17 protein-coding genes are annotated in these 17,222 nt (G+C 31.1%); 2 read left to right on the top strand and 15 right to left on the bottom strand.

What is annotated here, in order from left to right:
- The first annotated feature begins 149 nt into the window (after window positions 1-149).
- Window positions 150-458, top strand: a complete 309-nt coding sequence (locus LG295_RS05590; protein ID WP_326017028.1) for a hypothetical protein — start codon at window positions 150-152, stop codon at window positions 456-458.
- Window positions 459-746: 288 nt separating this feature from the next.
- Here the strand turns inward: LG295_RS05590 and LG295_RS05585 are convergent, their stop codons facing one another.
- The 6 genes from LG295_RS05585 to LG295_RS05560 form a co-directional block, all read right to left on the bottom strand.
- Window positions 747-1,535 (bottom strand): sulfite exporter TauE/SafE family protein, encoded by a 789-nt coding sequence (locus LG295_RS05585; protein WP_107558477.1) that lies wholly within the window; start codon window positions 1,533-1,535, stop codon window positions 747-749.
- Window positions 1,536-1,569: 34 nt separating this feature from the next.
- Entirely contained in the window at window positions 1,570-2,484 is a 915-nt protein-coding gene (locus LG295_RS05580) for an LCP family protein (protein ID WP_107531792.1), read from the bottom strand.
- A 46-nt stretch (window positions 2,485-2,530) separates the two neighbouring features.
- On the bottom strand, window positions 2,531-3,715 hold the full coding sequence (locus tag LG295_RS05575; protein ID WP_107531791.1) for an FtsW/RodA/SpoVE family cell cycle protein: 1,185 nt from the start codon (window positions 3,713-3,715) through the stop codon (window positions 2,531-2,533).
- A 275-nt stretch (window positions 3,716-3,990) separates the two neighbouring features.
- Window positions 3,991-5,271 (bottom strand): dicarboxylate/amino acid:cation symporter, encoded by a 1,281-nt coding sequence (locus LG295_RS05570; RefSeq protein ID WP_107558479.1) that lies wholly within the window; start codon window positions 5,269-5,271, stop codon window positions 3,991-3,993.
- 122 nt (window positions 5,272-5,393) lie between these two features.
- Window positions 5,394-6,017: a response regulator transcription factor gene (locus LG295_RS05565; RefSeq protein WP_107531010.1), complete on the bottom strand. Its 624-nt coding sequence runs from the start codon at window positions 6,015-6,017 to the stop codon at window positions 5,394-5,396.
- A 21-nt stretch (window positions 6,018-6,038) separates the two neighbouring features.
- Window positions 6,039-7,148, bottom strand: coding sequence for a GAF domain-containing sensor histidine kinase (locus LG295_RS05560; protein ID WP_107558480.1), 1,110 nt, complete (start codon window positions 7,146-7,148; stop codon window positions 6,039-6,041).
- Between the two features lie 190 nt (window positions 7,149-7,338).
- Between LG295_RS05560 and LG295_RS05555 the strand changes: the two genes are divergently transcribed.
- On the top strand, window positions 7,339-8,166 hold the full coding sequence (locus LG295_RS05555; RefSeq protein WP_107558481.1) for an RluA family pseudouridine synthase: 828 nt from the start codon (window positions 7,339-7,341) through the stop codon (window positions 8,164-8,166).
- 236 nt (window positions 8,167-8,402) lie between these two features.
- On the opposite strand, the gene fumC is transcribed toward LG295_RS05555, so the two are convergent.
- The 9 genes from fumC to LG295_RS05510 form a co-directional block, all read right to left on the bottom strand.
- Window positions 8,403-9,788: a class II fumarate hydratase gene (fumC, locus tag LG295_RS05550; RefSeq protein ID WP_107531007.1), complete on the bottom strand. Its 1,386-nt coding sequence runs from the start codon at window positions 9,786-9,788 to the stop codon at window positions 8,403-8,405.
- Window positions 9,789-10,015: 227 nt separating this feature from the next.
- Entirely contained in the window at window positions 10,016-10,426 is a 411-nt protein-coding gene (locus LG295_RS05545) for a hypothetical protein (protein WP_017723185.1), read from the bottom strand.
- A gap of 272 nt (window positions 10,427-10,698) precedes the next feature.
- Window positions 10,699-10,884: an SAS053 family DNA gyrase inhibitor gene (locus tag LG295_RS05540; RefSeq protein ID WP_107531006.1), complete on the bottom strand. Its 186-nt coding sequence runs from the start codon at window positions 10,882-10,884 to the stop codon at window positions 10,699-10,701.
- A 20-nt stretch (window positions 10,885-10,904) separates the two neighbouring features.
- The gene (locus tag LG295_RS05535) at window positions 10,905-11,504 is read right to left on the bottom strand and encodes a 6-phosphogluconolactonase (RefSeq protein ID WP_107531005.1); all 600 of its coding nucleotides are present in this window, start codon (window positions 11,502-11,504) and stop codon (window positions 10,905-10,907) included.
- A 182-nt stretch (window positions 11,505-11,686) separates the two neighbouring features.
- The gene (trmL, locus tag LG295_RS05530) at window positions 11,687-12,157 is read right to left on the bottom strand and encodes a tRNA (uridine(34)/cytosine(34)/5-carboxymethylaminomethyluridine(34)-2'-O)-methyltransferase TrmL (protein ID WP_107531004.1); all 471 of its coding nucleotides are present in this window, start codon (window positions 12,155-12,157) and stop codon (window positions 11,687-11,689) included.
- Between the two features lies 1 nt (window position 12,158).
- Window positions 12,159-13,289, bottom strand: coding sequence for a tRNA epoxyqueuosine(34) reductase QueG (queG, locus tag LG295_RS05525; RefSeq protein WP_107558482.1), 1,131 nt, complete (start codon window positions 13,287-13,289; stop codon window positions 12,159-12,161).
- Window positions 13,290-13,451: 162 nt separating this feature from the next.
- Window positions 13,452-14,174, bottom strand: a complete 723-nt coding sequence (locus LG295_RS05520; RefSeq protein WP_107531002.1) for an amino acid ABC transporter ATP-binding protein — start codon at window positions 14,172-14,174, stop codon at window positions 13,452-13,454.
- Complete coding sequence (locus LG295_RS05515; protein ID WP_318832772.1) at window positions 14,167-15,633, bottom strand: ABC transporter substrate-binding protein/permease; 1,467 nt, start codon at window positions 15,631-15,633, stop codon at window positions 14,167-14,169. The genes LG295_RS05520 and LG295_RS05515 overlap by 8 nt, the downstream gene beginning before the upstream one ends.
- Window positions 15,634-15,919: 286 nt before the next feature.
- The gene (locus LG295_RS05510; RefSeq protein ID WP_107558878.1) at window positions 15,920-16,987 is read right to left on the bottom strand and encodes a PTS transporter subunit IIC; all 1,068 of its coding nucleotides are present in this window, start codon (window positions 16,985-16,987) and stop codon (window positions 15,920-15,922) included.
- Between the last annotated feature and the right edge of the window lie 235 nt (window positions 16,988-17,222).

The following is a 17,222-nucleotide window of genomic DNA, read 5'->3' as shown; positions in this document are numbered from 1 at the left end:
TATATCATTCATGATGAAATAAAGTGGGTTATTAGTTCTGTAAATATTTTATAGCACGCAACATTAGTGGTAATATTAAATAAATGGTTAGATCTTATGTCAAACTCTCATTATTTTAACGCAGTAATTAAACCTTGGAGGAATAAGTTATGAATATAGATATTAATAATCCAGTATGTGCTATTCAAGCTACATTGAAATATTCACTTTCACAATCAATTTTTGGAGATTTAATTTTGCTCAGCGATCGCATATATTTTAAAACTAGTAATGGTGCAAAACTACCAAATTTTAAAGATGAATTACTATTTTCAGACATTAAAAACATAAAAATGGGTCTAACATTAACCGGTTATAAGATAGTTATTATGGACTTAGACGGTGAACCATGGATTTTTAATTCTATAAATCGTAAAAAAGGCAAGCAATTTATAGAACTTTATAATGAAATTAAATAGTTTGAAAATTTAGCGCAAAAAGACAATATGAATTAATTATTTTACTAATGTTTACTATTAAAAAACAAGGCTAAAATATTAACATGTCTTAGCCTTGTTTTCTGTAAAGATGATTGCAAGTTTTCTATTATATTAAAAATACACTTACCTATCTTTTTTATTAAATTTGTTAAAAGCTGGCTAGAATTCAAAAAGCGCTTAAAATACTTTTCAATTCTAGCCAACTGTGTCATAAGCAAGCGACAATGATTAATCAATTAACCACATGCTTTGCTCGTACTTTTAAATTTATAATTCAATAAATCCTTTGATAATCAAATAAATACTTAAACAAATCAAAACGAATTTAAGTAAATTTGATAACTTTGCAGAATTAATCGATCTATTAATTTTTACACCACATTTTGTTCCTACATAACTGGCCATGATTAATATCAATCCATAACCCCAAATAACATGTCCTTGAATCATATGACCTACTGAACTGGCTAAACTTGAAGTGAAAATAATAATCATACTTGTTGCTACAGCTACATGTGGCGTAAAGTTAAAGACAATAATCATTAACGGTGTCATTAGCACACCACCACCAATTCCAAACAACCCAGCACTGATACCTACAAAAAATGCAAAAATAATTCCTACTGTTAAATTCACATTTTTTTCTGTAGTACTGTCCTTTTTAGATGCCAAGTAGTCTTTTACAAAAAGTAAAATTGAAATTAAAAATAAAAATATACCAAATATAATATTAAAGTATATATCATTCAGAAATTGACTTAGGTAAGCACCTAATAATGATCCCGGAATAATACCAATAGAAAATAAAATACCATTTCTAAAATCAATTGTATCTTTACCTTTACCTCGGTAAGCAATTATTGAAAATAAACCTGTAAAAACCAGTGTTACAGATGAAATACCAATTGCAGTTTGCGTTGTAATACCACTTAATAAATCAAAATTTGCACCTATAAAAACGAGGGTTGGTACAATAATAATACCCCCGCCAACACCGATCAAAGAACCTATAATAGAGGAAACGAGCCCTATTATAAGCAATATAATAATTGTCATTGCTTTACACCTCTTAACATTTAAACCCTATATTCTATTTTAAATTATTCTTATATACATTTATTTTAACATTTTTATCTTCTTCATTTGGTTCAAAATACCAAACTCCATCAGATTCTATTAAATTTTCACCATCAATAGATTCTTTATCAATAGATTCTGTAGCATCTTTATAATTTGAATATAAAGATTTTAAATCTCCAACATTCAGGTCAGTTTTAACATTTTCTTCACTAACTTTAAGTATTTTGTTTAACTTAAATAAATTGGAAGATCCATTTGCTTTTTTAGATAGTGCATCAATTACTTGACGTTGTCTTTCAGTACGACCTTCGTCACCACCTGCACCTTCTTCTTTACGACTACGCACATAATTTAGCGCTTTATCACCATCTAATTTTACTTTTTGTCCCTCTTTAAAACTAGAACCATTATAACTAAATGTAGCATTACTTGTTACAGTCACACCATCAAAAATATCAATCATCTTTTTGAAACCATCCATGTCTAAGGTAACATAAGCATCTACCGGTACATCTAAATTTTGTCTAAGTGTGGCCATTGCTGTCTTTGGACCACCATATGCATAAGCATGTGCAATCTTTTGATTACCAGCGACCTCAGGGATATTACTATTCATATCACGAGGTATAGAAATGAGTTTTGTTTTATTCTTTTCGGGATTTATTGATGCAATTAATAGTGTATCTGTACGTTGTCCCATGTTTTCCTCAGCGCGTTTCACATCTGAATCCACCCCAAATATTGCGATAGAAATTGGTTTATTGTTTTTTATTTTTTCTTGTGTTGCTTTCGTTGCTTCATCTGTTCTGTCTGAATCGTGTATTGCTTGATTCAAATGAAATAACTTATATGCAAAAAATCCGATTATTATAAGTATTAACAGTAAAATAATCGCTACAATTTTGCCTCTTTTCGATAATTTCAAATTACTTCTTCCTTTCCACTTGTTATTCAATTGATTTTTTCATGTATTATTCATATACTTTTGTCTCTTTTTTAATTTCTCGGATAACTGCCAATAAAATGCCCAATGCTATGCTGATACTTAATATGGATGACCCACCATAGCTTAACAATGGGAGTGTTACACCAGTTAATGGTATCAAGCCAGATACACCGCCTATATTTACAAATACTTGCATAAATAAATAGCTCACTACACCTACGCAAATTAATTTATAAAAGTGGTTACGCGTTTTGTTTGCGTAAATAAATCCTTTTAAAATGATAAAACCATACATGAGTAGTATAAGTAATACACCTATAAGTCCTAATTCTTCTGAAATAACAGTAAATATAAAGTCTGTATGTGGTTCTGGTAAATAACCTAATTTCAAGATACCATTACCTAGACCACGACCGAACACACCACCGTTACTTATTGAAACTAATGCATTTGTCAGTTGATATCCGTCACCATTCTCATATTTAAATGGATCCAATACTACTTTAATTCGCTTCATTCTGTATAGATTTTTCGAATCAAAAACTAAAGTATAAATGATGTATAGTACTACAGGAATTGAAGTAATTGTTAAAATTTGGATTTTTATTTTATTTTTGATATCCGAATACATTAATATAGCCACAATAATTGCAACTGTTAATAATGTACCTCCGAGATCTCCCTGCATTAGTACTAAAACTAATCCCACACCTAATATGCCTAATGGTGGAACAATATTCTTCAACTTATAATCTTGATTGTTTGTTAATTTTTTATCTAAAATAAATGAAAGATAAAAAATAGCAACTAATTTTAAAAACTCTGATGATTGTAAACTAAACAATCCAAGATTAATCCAGTTTCTAGAACCATTTACATCTTTACCAATCAGTAACGTCAGAATTAATAATGCGAATGTGCCAACTATTAGAAATTTTTGAGTACTAGTATTTCTTAGCATCTTAATATTAAAGTACATGCTAATAAATAAGATTATGCAAATGCTTAAAATGAAAAAGATAAGTTGTCTTTTCATGAAATAATTAGCTTCTATAGGTGTTCCATTTGTTAAACTCCCTTTAGAAGCTGGAACCATACTTGCACTGTATACCATTATGACACCGATGACGCTTAGAATTATAAAACTAATAATTATACCAATATCTAAATGTTTTAATCGCTTTTTAAAGCCTCTCAATATATTTAACATTATCTTCACCCTTTCTTAATACTATGTTTACAATTGTTGCATAAAGGTAATGTTATGGCAATATTTTTTAGGTAGTCCTAAAGTATTACTTTAGATAACAAAAATATTTTTAACGACAATTAAAAACATATAGTCTGTTTTTATAGAATAATTTATAAAAACAATTAACCAATAACATATTCTCTTTTACAACTATTGATTTTAATTAAAAAAAGAGGACAGAACATTATAATAATGTTCCGTCCTCTTAAATTATCTACCTAAACTATTTAAATTCATTCATTCTTTGCGGCTAATTTTCTTTCTTCAGCTCTAGAAATAATTAATGCACAAGCTGCATCACCAGTTATATTCACTGAAGTTCTTGTCATATCCAGTAATCTATCTATACCTAAGATTATCCCGATTGCAGCTGGATCTAAGCCTACCGCGTTTAACACCATGGCTAACATAATTAAACCTACACCAGGAACACCAGCTGTACCAATTGAAGCTACTACGGCGATTACGACTACCGTTATAATTTGGGCAAAAGATAGCGTAACACCTGAAATTTGTGCAATAAATATAGTAGCAACACCTTGCATGATTGCTGTGCCATCCATGTTAATAGTTGCTCCTAAAGGTTGTACAAATGAAGCAATTTCACGTTTAACTCCCATTTTTTTCGTACATTCTAAAGAAACAGGTAAAGTGGCAGTTGAGCTTGAAGCACTAAAGCCTAATGTAATCGCAGGAATAAAGTCCTTGTAGAATTTTAATGGACTTGTTCTACCCATAACCTTAACAGCAATACCATAAACTACAAAGAAATGGATTGCCAGGGCTAACAATACAATAAAGAAGTACATCCCTAGTTGTTGGATTGCCCCAAATCCTGCTCCTGTAAATGCATGTGCTACTAATCCAAATGTCCCAATTGGAGCAAATACGCTCATTATCATAGTAACGATATACATTAACACTTCATTGGTTTGTTCTAAAAATTTATGTACCATCTGTGCTTTGGAACCTACCATAATAATACCGACGCCAATAAATATCGCAAATGTAATGATTTGTAACATATTTTCTTCTGTCATTGCTTGCAATGGGTTTTTAGGAAATAAATTAATAAGTGTTTGATCAAATGTTTGTTTTGCTGCCGAATCTTGGGCACTATTTTCTTTGTTCAGTGTTTGCTGATAACTCGATACATCATCACTATTTAAAAGCTCTGATTTACCTGCACCTGGCTGTAATACCAACGCCAAAGTAAGACCGATAATAATCGCAATTGCTGTCGTAGTTAAAAAGAAAGAAATTGTTTTTAAACCAATTCCTCCCAATAATTTCGGATCCCCTACACCGACTACACCTAAAACAATGGATACAAATACTACAGGTACTACAAGCATAAAGATTAAATTCAAGAAAATTTGTCCAATAACATTAAATAGGTATTTATCAACGTTCTCAACAAAAGCCGATCCCGCAAAAATATTAAAAATAGAACCAATTGCAATACCTAGTATTAATGCTATGACAATCTTTAATGAAAGATTTTTTGTTTTCATAGCAACATCCCCCTTTTGAGTATTAACTTTATTATATAGTATTTTTATATATTTTAAAGTAATTTTTCAAAATACCGAGAAAATTACTACCTTGTAGTATATATTTAAATAAAATTCAAATTTTATATTAAGTTGTTCTGCATCGCATAAATAGCTGCTTGTGTACGATCCGTTACTTGCAATTTATTAAATATGTGACTTACGTGGGTTTTAATTGTTTTCTCTGATACAAACAATGTTTCTGCAATTTCTTTATTAGTCTTACCTTTAGCCATTTCGGCTAAAACCTCTGCTTCGCGTTTAGATAATTTATTCGTAAAATGGGGTTTTTTACTAACAGCTTCTATAACACTTTGGGCCTGTGGATGAATTATTTTTTCTCCATTCAACACTTTTTTTATTGTTTTAATTAATTGCTCTGGTTCAACATCTTTCATTTCATACCCATCAGCCCCTTGATCAATGGCAGATATCACGTGTTCATCATCAACATAACTCGTTAAGACCAATATTTTTATTTGTGGGTAATTATCTTTTAATACCTTTGTAATTTCAATACCATTCATTTCTGGCATGACTAAGTCTAGTAATACAATATCTGGTAAATCATTAGTTGTTAAGGATGCTAAAAATGATTTACCATCTGAAAATCCTCCAATGACTTCTAAATCATCTACTGTAGACAATAAAAATTCTAATCCTTGCCTTACAATGTGATGATCATCAACAAGCACGATTCGATTCATTTTAATCTTCCTTCCATCATATTATAACGGCACTTTTATATAAATTTGAGTTCCTTTATTTTCTTCAGATGTTATCATTATATCGGCATCAATCGCTTTTGCTCGTTGTTTCATATTATTAATGCCATGAGAATTATTATAGTTTGATTGTCGCATATTAAAACCTATACCGTAATCTTTAATTTCTACATAAAAATAGTTTTGATTTTGCGCTAATTTTAATGTAATTTCTGTATCTTGAGCATGCTTTTTAGTATTATTCATACCTTCCTGGATAATTCTATAGGTATTTTCTTCAATAATACTTGGTAAACTAATTAAACCTTCTACACTAACTGTTAAATTTAATTGTAATACGTCGCTATAATTTTGAATAGCCTTAACTAAACCTCGTTCTAACCCAACCGGTTTTAGTTGCCAAATTAATGCACGCATTTCATTTACTGCTTGTTGACTCGTTTCTTCAATTATATTAAAGGCTTTACGTGATACTTCTTCATTAGAAATGCCTTGTGCAGCATGCGCGGTTAATTTTACAGAAAAAAGCAATTGATTTACTGAATCATGTAAATCACGTGCAAGCCGATTCCTTTCATTTATACGTGCTGCTTCTTTCTCTTGATCCGTCAATATGATGCGTTTTATTGCAGACCCTATCTGAAAAGCAACAGACTCTAATAATTCTAAATCTTCTTCACTATAACTTGTCTTGTATGGCGTTGCTACATTTAAAAGACCAAACAATTCAGCTCCTGAACGCAGCGGCACCGTGGCATGATGTGTAATGCCTTCAGTTTCCTCTTGAAATGCTCGATTTGCAAGGTTAATACGCGAACAATTTATAATATTTGATGCTTTTGTCAGTTTTTTATTTTGATATGCTTGCACACACCAGCAGGTACCTTCACACATATATTTACAATTTTGCTTTGATAATGCACCAGGTAAGTCATAATGCGCAACTAATTCATGTTGTCCTGCATCATCTATAAAAAATATCCAACCGGTAGTAAATGCAGTACCTTCGATTAAATATTCCAATGCACCTTGAATCATATTATATGTTTCTGTCTCTTCATTTAAAAATTCAGCAATTTCTTTTAACAATGCAAGTCTCGTTGGTTTTTCCATTTAACCAGTCCATTTCTTTACAACTTTATATTTATTATACCTTCTCAGGTAATAATTTAAAAATCCTGATTTATTGTTTAAATGTATGTTGTAATTACAAATGTAATTTTTAATCTACTGAAAGTATTTATCTAATATTTTTAAATCTATGTTTGTGGTATGATAATAGTTGATTATCAAGGAGGATACTATGAAATTTGAAATCCCTATTAAATACAATAATTTAACGTTAAGAGAAATTTTCCAACAATTGCATTTACCTAAAAAAGATTTGCATAATTTAAACATGTCTAAAGCAATTACAATTAACGACGCAACCGCTTCATTAATGACAAGAGTTAACACAGGTGATAAAGTCTTTATTCCTACTCCAGATGAAGTAAGTAACTATTTACCTAGTTATCGTTTTGCACAAGTTTACTATGAAGATGATGATATCGCTATAGTCATGAAGCCAAAAGGTGTTAAAACACATCCAAATGATTTAAAAGAAAGCAATACATTAATGAATCATGTTATTTATACAGTTAAAAGTGACTATGTTGAACCAATTCACCGCCTAGACCAAGAAACGGTTGGTTTATTAATCGTAGCGAAAAATCCATTGATGAAGAAAATATTAGATCGTATGTTAGAAGAAAATGAAATTGATCGTATCTATAAAGCTAATGTTCATAGTTTATTACCAATCAAACCCCAAACAATTGATATGCCGATTGGTAAAGATAAATTCCATTCTAACAAACGTAGGGTATCACCCACAGGTCAATCAGCAATCACGCATATTCTTGACTCAAAAATGGTAAAAGAAGATGTCTGTGAATTAGAATTGAAGTTAGATACAGGCCGTACTCACCAAATTCGTGTTCATTTAGCTGAAATTGGACATCCAGTTATAGGTGACCCATTATATGGAAACTCTACATTGAGACAACTTCAATTAAATAGTTACAAAATTGAATTCATCCATCCACTGACACAAACACAAATTTCTGTCAGTCTAGATGATGAAATCTAATTAATTAACGTAGTTATACTATTTGCTAAAAGTTATATCAATACTTCCAAGTTATAACCATTATTTCACCACCAATTTTTCTTATAGGTTATATATTAATTCAAAATTCTTAATATCATAAAAATAAACACACTGCCAGTTAAAATGACAGTGTGTTTATTTTTAAAGCATATACCTTGTGATGTATTACAAGACATTATTTAATTGATAACAACAATTGCTTTTTTACGGTATATTTACTTCGGTTCAACCATATCTTCTGGTTTTATCCATTGCTCAAACTGTTCTTCTGTTACATAGCCTGATTGAATTGCAGATTCTTTTAAAGTTAAGCCTTCTTTGTGCGCTTTTTTAGCAATACTTGCTGCTTTCTCATAACCGATGTGTGGGTTTAAAGCAGTAACTAACATAAGCGATTGATTTAAGTAATTATCGATGTTTTCAGGAATGGGTTCTATTCCAATAGCACAATTACTATTAAATGTATTCATACCATCTGCTAATAAATAAATAGATTGTAGTGTATTTAGTAAGATAACAGGTTTATATACATTTAATTCAAAGTTACCTTGTGAACTACCTATTCCTACTGCTGTATCATTCCCCATAACTTGGACAGCAACCATTGTTAACATTTCACATTGTGTAGGGTTAACTTTACCTGGCATAATGGATGAACCTGGTTCATTTTCAGGTATTGAGATTTCTGCTAATCCTGCACGTGGGCCTGATGCTAACCATCTAACATCGTTAGCAATTTTCATTAAGTCTGTCGCAAGTGCTTTTAAAGAACCATGTAATTGTACTACCTCATCATGTGCAGTTAATGCATGGAATTTATTTTCAGAAGATACAAATGGATAACCTGTATTTTCTGCGATGAATTTAGCAACTTTATCACCAAATTCAGGGTGAGCATTAATACCTGTACCAACAGCAGTTCCACCTATTGCTAGATTTAAAATATGTGCTTTTGATTCAGCTAATAATGTTTCACATTTATCTAACATATAACGCCAACCACTAATTTCTTGTCCTAAACGGATTGGGGTAGCATCTTGTAAATGTGTACGCCCTATTTTAATAATATCGTTATATTGTTCTTCTTTTTGTTTAAATGTGTCTCTTAAAGCTTTTAAAGCAGGCTCTAGTTTCGTTTCTACTTCGTTATATAATGCAACGTGCATTGCTGTAGGGAACGTATCATTAGAACTTTGTGATTTATTGACATCATCATTAGGATGAATAGACTCATCGCTACCTTGCTCTTTTAAATAAGTGTTTGCCACAAAGCTGACAACTTCATTAACATTCATATTACTTTGCGTACCACTACCTGTTTGCCAAACTACTAAAGGAAAATGATCATCTAATTCTTTATTTAATACACGGTCACATGCATAAACAATTGCATCTTTCTTAGCATCCGATAATTTTCCTAATTCATGATTAGCTAAAGCGGCACCTCTTTTTAATTGAGCAAATCCATAAACGACTTCAATTGGCATACGTTCTTTACCAACAGGGAAGTTACGTTTACTTCTTTCTGTTTGTGCACCCCAGTATTTGTCTGATGGTACTTCTATTTCACCGAATGTATCATGTTCAATTCTAACTGACATTTATAAATCTCCCCTTCATTAATCTTAGTTCGTGTTAAGTATAGCATTAATCATTTTAAACGGGCAATCGTATTATATAGCGTTTTCATAATAAATTCATTTTTCTCAAAAACATAATTTTTATCGACACTTTCTTCTATCTCTTCAATAAACTGTTTCTTCTTATATAAAAAGAAAACCTCGAATATATCCGAGATTTTCTACTTAAAAATGATGAGTTATTGTAGTTATTTTGTAATATTTACGTTTTTAAACTGTTCTTTAGCAGCTTGAATAATACCAATAGCAGTTAAAATTAACAGTATTGCACCGATTACCATCGTTACTGGACTTATCGTTATTAGAAAACCTAAAAAGCCATCTAAATTACTATAAAACTCTCCTAACGGTTTAAACAATAAAACAGTTACGATCATACAACATAAAACGCTAATAATAATACCTGTTTGATTACCTTTCACAAATGTTGAAGCATTAACCTGATCTACAAGACCACGTGACAGATTGATCTGTAATTTAATAATTTTAAATAATACTGGTAAATAGATAGCACCAATTGCCATTGGGAAGCCTTTAATTGATACTAAGTTAACAATTACTGCAACTATCATGATATATTTCCATTGCTTACTTAACATATATAAATCTCCTTAAATCTATAATGATTTAATCATACCATATTAACTTTTAACATGGCATTGCTTTTTGTAACTCGCACTATAATCTAATTTACAATAAGTCAACAACAATATAGAACTTACCATCTGCATTTTATTTCTTCATCTATAAATACACATATTATCGTACGATTACTATTATTAGCTAAAACATGTAATACACTTTTTAATTGTAAAATAAGATGTGACATACAAAAACCCGAAACACTAATTATGTCTCGGGTAGCTATATATTAATCATTAAGATCAGAACGTACTTCAGCATCATGTGATTTATCTAATTTATCTTCATCATTTTCTTCTGAAATTTGTTCCATCTCTTTACCTAATTCAACAACATCATCGAAATCATCGACCATTTCATTCTCCGACACTAACGATTCGTTTGGTTGTTCATATGAATTCTTATTTTTTGTCATTTGAATCACCTCACATTTGATTATGCAAAACGTGCTGTGAAATAATGTCTAACATCTTCAGGTAAACCTTCGGCAGCCGCTTCATCTAAAATTACATTAACCATGCGGTGAGCTTTTAAATCTGAAGGTTCAAAACTTGTTTTACCATTTTCTTCATAAAGTTTATGAACAACTTCTTTTTTCTCACTACCAGTAATGATTAAAATTACTTCACGTGCAGAGAAAAGGCCTTGTTTGATACTTACGTCTAAATTACCTTTTGTATCAATAGAAAGTACTTGTGTCACTAATTTCCCTTTGTTTTCTTTAGTTTTAATCTTATCTTTAATAAATGACTCAGTATCTTCACTAAATGATACATTATATATTTGACCTTCTGGTACTCCTAGCGCTTCAAAATAAGATTTCTTATCATCATAATCTAATATATTTATCTGACTGAAATCTACTGCGTTTTTATCTACATTTTTCTTTAATTCATCCAATACAGGAGCATTGTCACTAGCAAGATGTACACCTGCGATAGTTGTTGGATTATTGTTAAATTGTTTTCTTAAAATATCTGCAGCATATTCAGCTACAACTTTTTCGTTTTCTAAAACTTTAAAGTTCATTGCCATAGTAATTACACTCCTCTTTTTCTATTAAGACGGTTCTAGCATTATTTTTATTAATACCCTACATAATGTTTCTATAAACCAGTACTTTATTAAACTAAATGATGATTCGTCCAAATAGCCATTATAAGACTTATTATCATTATACAAAGCTTTTAGTATATTTTCATTCATTTAGGTAAGTATTAATGCAACTCAGGAAAATTCTGTTGTCTCAAAGCTTCATAAATTAGTAAAGAAGCAGTGTTTGAAAGGTTGAGAGATCTAATATTATCATTCATCGGTATACGAAGTGCAGTATCTGCATATTTCTCTTTTACCCAGTCGGGTAAGCCTGTTGTTTCTCGACCAAATATGAAAAAGTGGTCATGTTCCGTATTTGTAAAATCAAAATCTGAATATGTTTTTTCGCCAAATTTTGTTAACAAATAATATGTTCCTTCAGTGGCTTCAAAAAAATCTTCTATACTTTCATGATACATGATGTTTACAGTTTCCCAATAATCTAATCCTGCACGTTTTAACATTTTATCATCTGTACTAAATCCTAATGGTTTAATTAAATGTAAATTAGTATATGTTCCTGCACAAGTTCTTGCAATACTACCGGTGTTACCTGGTATTTGCGGTTGAAATAATACGATATGGTTTGTCATGCTATTGTTCTCTCCTCGTTTCTAATCCTTTTAACATTTCTTGTTGAACTTCTTCTAGTTCATTTTGGTATTGTTGTTCAATAAAACTTCTAGCATCTTCGCCCTGTATTTGTCCAATTGCCCAATACGCAGTACCTCTAATCATTGGACGAGGATCGTTTAATGCTACATCTTGTAAGTCAGGAATAGCACTCACTTCTTTAAAATGTGCTAACGCTACTATCGCATTACGCTGGATTGGCTTTTTGCCTCTCCAAGCACCTGCTAAATGACCATACGTATTTTTAAATTCCTTATTACTCATTTTTAGTAATGGTACTAATCTTGGTTTTAAAATTTCAGGTTCTAAGACAATATCTTCATGCTGGGTGTTAATACCTTTATTTCTTGGACACACTTGCTGACAAGTATCACATCCGTATAGCCTATTACCTATTTTATAACGATATTCATCTGCTAAATATCCTTTTGTTTGAGTTAAAAAGCTAATACATTTTTGACTATTTAACTGACCATCTCCAACAAGTGCACCAGTCGGACAACGGTCAACACAAATGGTACAATCTCCACAACTATCCAGTAACGGGTCATCTGGTGGAAAAGGCACACTTACAAGCATTTCTCCTAAATATGTCCAAGTTCCTAGCTCAGGGTTGATTACAAAGCCATTTCTACCAACATAGCCTAACCCAGCACGCTCTGCCACAGCTCTATCTGACAATGCTCCTGTATCTACCATTGATTGGATTTCAACGCCATCTACTCTATCTCTCAAGTAGTCGGCTAGTTTATCCAAGCGTTTTCTCATAATTGAGTGATAATCTTGTCCCCATGAAGCACGCGCAAACATACCTCTTCTATCTCCTCTAGTACTTTTAGGTGCTCCCTTTAATTTATTGGGATAACCTACTGCAATCGCTATAATGGACCTTGCTGTTGGTAATGTTAATTTCGGTTCAGTCCTCAACGCTATATCTGATTCTTCAAAACCTGATGCATAACCTTTAGCATGATAGTCAACTAACTTTTGCTTCATTTCATCAAATGGATCAGCAGTGGTAAAACCGATACTATCAATACCTATCGTATGTGCATAGTCAATTACATCTTGTTTTAATTGATTTAAATCCATTTTTTCTTACACCCCACATTAAAAACATACATCCTACAGTTTAACACATTATTTCGTATTAAGAGTATGCGCAAATTCAATTTTTATCATCAAAAATAAAAACCAAGCAAATAAGTAATTGTATTGTCATAATTACTTAATCTACCTGGCTTTAACAAAAATTTATAATACTCTACTTAAGAAGTTTTTAGTTCTTTCATGTTGTTGATACTCAAATATTTCTTCCGGAGTACCTGATTCAACGATAACACCATCTGCCATAAATACTACTTTATCACTCACATCTCTAGCAAAATTCATTTCATGAGTTACAACAACCATTGTCATACCCTCTTTTGCAAGATCTTTCATAACTTTCAAAACATCGCCAACAACTTCTGGGTCTAACGCTGAAGTAGGTTCGTCAAAAAGTAAAACTTCTGGATTCATCGCTAATGCTCTAGCAATAGCAACTCTCTGTTTTTGACCACCTGACAATTGTGAAGGATATGCATCAGCTTTATCACTTAATCCCACTTTATCTAGTAGTTCCTGAGCTTGATCCTTTAAATTATTTTGCTTGTCTTTTTTTAATAAACTTGGAGCTAAAATGATATTATCTATTACTTTTTTATGTGGGAATAAGTTGAAGTTTTGAAATACCATCCCCATTTGTTGACGTAATTTTTCTAACTCTGTATTTTTACTTGTTAAGCTATGGTCTTTAAATATAACCTCACCACTTGTAGGTGTTTCTAATAAATTCATACAACGCAACAATGTACTTTTCCCACTACCTGAAGGTCCAATGATAGCTACAACTTCTCCCTGATTCACTGTCATATCAATACCTTTTAAAACTTCATTTTTATCAAAAGTTTTATATAAATTTTTAATATTAATCACTAACTTTCATTCTCCCTTCAAAGAAATACATCACTCTAGATAGTGTGAATGTAAGTATAAAGTATAATACTGCTGCCACTAACAATGGTGTGAATGGATCAAATGAAGCACCTTGAACGACTTGGGCATTAAACATGATTTCACTTACACCTATTACAGAAACGATTGATGATTCTTTAATTACAGTTACAAATTCGTTACCTAAGGCTGGTAATATCTTTTTAATTGCTTGAGGTAATATAACTGTTTTCATAGTTTGGCCGTAAGTAAGCCCTAAACTACGTGCAGCTTCCGTTTGTCCTTTATCTACTGCGTTAATTCCTGCTCTAATTATTTCGGCAATATATGCAGAACAGTTAATTACAAGCGCAATCATACCGCAAATTAAAGCTGAAATATCTAAACCAAGCATCGCTGTGGTACCAAAATAAACTAAAAACACTTGTACTAACAATGGAGTACCTCTTAGAAATTCAATATAAGCTGAAGCTATCCATCTAAGTACTTTTATCTTACTGAGTTTTATTAGTGCTATAATAGCTCCAAAAACAGTTCCTAATAATACGCCCACAATTGAAATTAAAATAGTGTTTTGAATACCTTTTAAGAAAAAGTTACCATACTTGCTAAAGAAGTTACCATCATCTTTTTTCATTGCTTCTGCAGCTGAATCTTTATAATCTGCAATTAAGTTTTTATCCTTAACCTCTTTAATACTAGAATTTAATTTTTCCATTAATTTAGGGGCGTTTTTGGGCGCTGCAATTGCTGTACTTTTAGTTCCTTCATTAAATTTTACTCCATCAGCAAAAGTTAAATCTTTATTTTGTTTTAAATAGGCTTCTGCAACTGGGCCTTCAATGACCATACCACTTACTTTGCCACTCTTTAATGACATGATTACTTCTGGAACTCTAGTCAGTGATTGAATTTGAGCATTTTCAATATCTGACTGGGCAATTTTTTCCTGTTGCGTCTGCTTTTGAACACCTATTTTTTTATTAGCAAAATCATCAATAGTTTTTAAGTTATCAGCATCGGATTTTTTTATAATCATTTTTTGTTGAACCGTCATATAAGGATCAGAAAAGTCTACTTCCTTTTTACGTTCTGGTGTAGGTGTCATACCAGAAATAATTAAATCTACTTTCCCAGTTTTAATAGCTCCCAGTAAACTATCAAATTGCATATTTATAATTTTTAATTTTAAATCATTGTCCTTTGCCACTTTTTTAGCTAATTCAATATCTATTCCCGCGTATTCGGTTTTGCCATTAACATTATGTTCGAATTCATAAGGTGCATAATCCGCGGACAAACCGACTCTTAACTCACCACGCTCTTTTATTTTTTCCCATTGATTATCTTGCGCCTGTGCATGAGCTGTAGGGTTAATATAACTTATTATGGCACTAAAAATAATTATAAATGCCATAAAGCTTTTTAATATGTGTTTCATTTTCGTATCCCCTCTCTATAATATCAATTATTATACACAATATCGTAATATTATTCAATAGCAAATTTTAAAATTATTGTTATATCGCACTTTCTTTAATAAAAATAAATTATTATGCAAAAAATATGTATAAAAAAAGCGGATAGAAATCAAAATTTTAGTAATGATTTGCTAAACCGCCCTATTAAGCACCTCAAAAAGTGATATAACATATACTTTCCTTTATTTTGGTATAGGTATATGCAAAATTTAAATTGATTGTTTTAGTTTGTAACGTTTGATGCACCTATTGTCTCGGAATTTCGAATCTGTAAATTTCATCAGAATATTTACCAATGAATTTTTTACATAATTCATGTACAAAAAATGCTGATACAAAAGGTATGATAAAGTAACCAAAAACAAGTAGAATAATGTTGGTCGTCGGATCTCCATCCATACGATTAAAAGCGTTTATAGGTCCTACAAGGCCTGTATATCCAAATCCTGCAGACATTGGTGTGCCATGTATACCTACGAAATAAGCAATCAAGCCACCAATTATACCGTTTATAGTTAATGGAACTGCAATAATTAGATGTTTAAAATAAACCGGTATCATCATTTTTGCAGCACCGATTATTAGAACTAAATTCACGCCAGCGCTATTAACTCTAATTGAACCAAATAAAAATGTTACACATGCAGCAACTATACCCATATTTGCAGCACCACTTCCTAATCCTGATAAACCTATGGCAGTTGCAATAGCTACAACAGATATTGGCGTTACCATTAATAATGAATAAGTAATACAAATAAATATCGACATTAACATTGGATTAAGTTCTGTAAACGAACTAACAACATGCCCTAAACCTTTAGTAACGTTTGATACGTAACTTAACGTATATAATCCAATAACACCACTTATTACAGGTATTAACACTGGTAAAATAATCATTTCTAATGAGCCTAGTTTATCGCGTAATAATAAATATAAAAAACATGCAACAATAACGACAAGAATAGTGTTTATAATATCACCGATACCATTTAACACAAATCCTCCAGCTGTAATTTTCACGGCGCCACTACCTAACATAGCAGAGACACCAACCATTGCAGCACCTGCACCATTAAACTTAAATTGATGTGCTGCCAAAACGCCAATGATAAATGCCATAAATGACTGAATTAATACTACAAGTTGATATATTGATTCTAGTAATTGATTACCATCTTTAAAAAACTTTAATAACTCTCCTAATAATGCATTAGGCAATAAAGCAATTACTACTCCTGCACCAACAGCTTGTAAGATATTACTAAAAAATTGTTTTCCATTTGATTCTGAACTTTTATACTTAACCATCAAATTACGTCCTCCAAATATAACATTAGACTAATAATATTACACATTGTATTAAACTACAATATTAATTTTAAAAGCTCTTTAAATTTAGAGATTTACACAATAAATTTCTATATAAATGAAAAAACGGCATATAATTAACTTTAAAATAAATAAGTAAAATTACTTGTATATCAATCTTAAAGAAAGTAAAAAAAAAAGAAACATCATTAAATGATGTTTCTAAAAAGTTAGT

This window comes from Staphylococcus pseudoxylosus (genome assembly GCF_044794325.1).
Lineage (GTDB): Bacteria > Bacillota > Bacilli > Staphylococcales > Staphylococcaceae > Staphylococcus > Staphylococcus pseudoxylosus.
The sequence above is the reverse complement of the archived record's forward strand: the minus strand, read 5'-3'. Positions and strand labels throughout refer to the sequence as shown.